At 47.4% G+C, this 2,013-nt stretch carries 2 protein-coding genes and 1 pseudogene; all 3 read left to right on the forward strand.

The genetic code is table 11. The features are described 5' to 3' along the window. Nucleotides 1-326: pseudogene (locus tag ABHN01_RS25735) on the forward strand (substrate-binding domain-containing protein); the annotation flags it as partial. 4 nt (nt 327-330) lie between these two features. Beyond that, nucleotides 331-1,041 carry a LytR/AlgR family response regulator transcription factor gene (locus ABHN01_RS25740; RefSeq protein ID WP_429877904.1) on the forward strand — a complete coding sequence of 237 codons (711 nt, stop codon included), beginning with the start codon at nt 331-333 and terminating at the stop codon, nt 1,039-1,041. A gap of 327 nt (nt 1,042-1,368) precedes the next feature. Beyond that, nucleotides 1,369-2,013 (forward strand): LacI family DNA-binding transcriptional regulator (locus ABHN01_RS25745; protein ID WP_429877905.1); only part of this gene is annotated, 645 nt, incomplete at its 3' end.

Below are 2,013 nucleotides of genomic sequence, written 5' to 3' on the forward strand. Positions count from 1 at the left end.
TACCAGCGGAAGGGGCGATGACCGCGGCCCGCAAGGCAGGAAGAGACGATTTGGTCATCACAACGACAGATCTTGGTATCCATGTTGCTCTGGACATGGCTCGTGACGGACTGATCAAAGGATTGGGCGCCCAACTTCCGTATCAACAGGGAGTGGCCGAAGCCATTTTGGCAGGTTACGCACTTCTTGGCCGACAGGCACCGCCTTATGTCGCGGTGCCGGCATTAAAGGTGACCCAAAGGAACATGCTGGAGGCCTGGAAGCTGGTGTATAACATGGAGGTACCGGAAAGGATCCAAAATGCACTGCAGGAAAAAGGGAGATGATGAGATGAAAGTGCTGATTGCTGAGGATGATGCTTCATCAAGAAAACTGCTTAAACTGTTTATCGACAGTCTGCCTGATTACCACATTGTAGGAGAAGCAAAAAACGGGGAGGAATTAATTAAATATGCCGCCAGTGAAAAGCCGGATATGGCATTGGTGGACATCGGAATGCCCTTGTTAAATGGGATGGAAGCTGTCAAGGCGTGCAAGGAATTCCAGCCGTCCATGCAGGTGATTTTTATTACGGGACACGACGATTATGCTCTTGAGGCATTCGAAGTGAGGGCGGTGGACTATATGATGAAACCGATCGAACGGAACCGCTTGTATGGAGCTTTGGATAGGGCGGCACATGTGATTTATTCCCAGGGGGAGAGGGTGCCGACCGTTAAAAAAGACCTGAAGATCAAGCAGCAGAGAAACATCATTTTTATCCCGTTGGACGACATTTTGTTTATTGAACGGATGGACCGCAAGTCTGTCATTCATACGAAAAACAAATCCTATGAGACCAATGAACCGTTGGCCAGTTTGGAAGTGGCTCTGGATTCGAGGTTCCAGGCATCACACCGGTCATATATCATCAACGCGGAGCATCTCGTGCGGATTGAAGCAGCGGGACAAATGTACAAAGCCTATTTTAAGGACTACGGTGAAACTGCAAAGATTTCCAAGCATAAAGTCGACGAACTGCAGCGGTATAAGGCGTTATAAGATCACTTAAAATTGGTTGAACACGGAAACACAAGCGAAAATCGAGAACTTACTGGCCAAAAATTGTGATTTACTGTCCAAAACAACGATTCTACTGTCCAACCATTCATTATAGAAAACTCAGCCAACTAGGCTGAGTTTTTTTATTTTTTACAATTTGTGATTTTTTTGTTCCGCTGGATCAATTAGACGTTCGAATATTAAAAAAGCCTGGTCCGAATGGAAGAAAACGCGGTCTGAAAGCGGTTAGACAATTAAAATGTATGCGATTACAATGCCGTTATAGATAGCCAAACGAAACACAAAAACAGAAGAGAGAGTCTAGATATGGCAGGGATAAGAGATGTAGCTGAGCAGGCAAATGTATCGATTGCTACGGTGTCCAGGGTGCTGAGCAAACCGGAAACAGTAGCGGAAGAGACGATGAAAAAGGTCATGAAAGTGATTGAGCTATTAAACTACCAGCCCAATGCAGCAGCCCGCCAGTTGAGGCTGTCGGAAACGACCACGATATTGGTTGTGGTCCCGGATATAACGAACACCTTCTTTTCAAAGGTGTTGAGAGGCATAGAATCGGTCGCCATCGAGCATGGATACCAGGTTCTGCTTGGCGACTCGGCCAACAATGCGGAGCAGGGGAAAGGATACCTGAATGTCCTCCGCCAAAAAAAGGCTGCCGGAATGATCTTGCTGACGGCTGGGATTGAGGCGAAGATCGTTGAGAAAATTGCCCTTGAGTATCCTGTGGTTCTAGCTTGCGAGTACTTAGAAGGTGTCAACGTACCCACCGTATCCATCGATAATGTAAGCAGTGCACGTAAAGCGACTGAGTACCTGATCCATCTGGGTCATAAGAAAATCGGGCTCATTTCAGGCCCGATGAACAGTGTGCTTGGGCGCGACCGGCTAAAGGGCTTCTACCAGGCCATGGCCCAGTACAACGTAAAGGTTGAACCCGAACTGGTTCAGGAA

Origin of the sequence: Fictibacillus sp. NRS-1165, from assembly GCF_050468105.1 — a bacterium.
Taxonomy (GTDB): Bacteria; Bacillota; Bacilli; order Bacillales; family Fictibacillaceae; genus Fictibacillus_C; species Fictibacillus_C terrinigri.

Excerpts from the sequence above, each read along its gene's own strand:
- ABHN01_RS25740 (WP_429877904.1), top strand. The coding sequence starts at position 331 with ATGAAAGTGCTGATTGCTGAGGATGATGCTTCATCAAGAAAACTGCTT.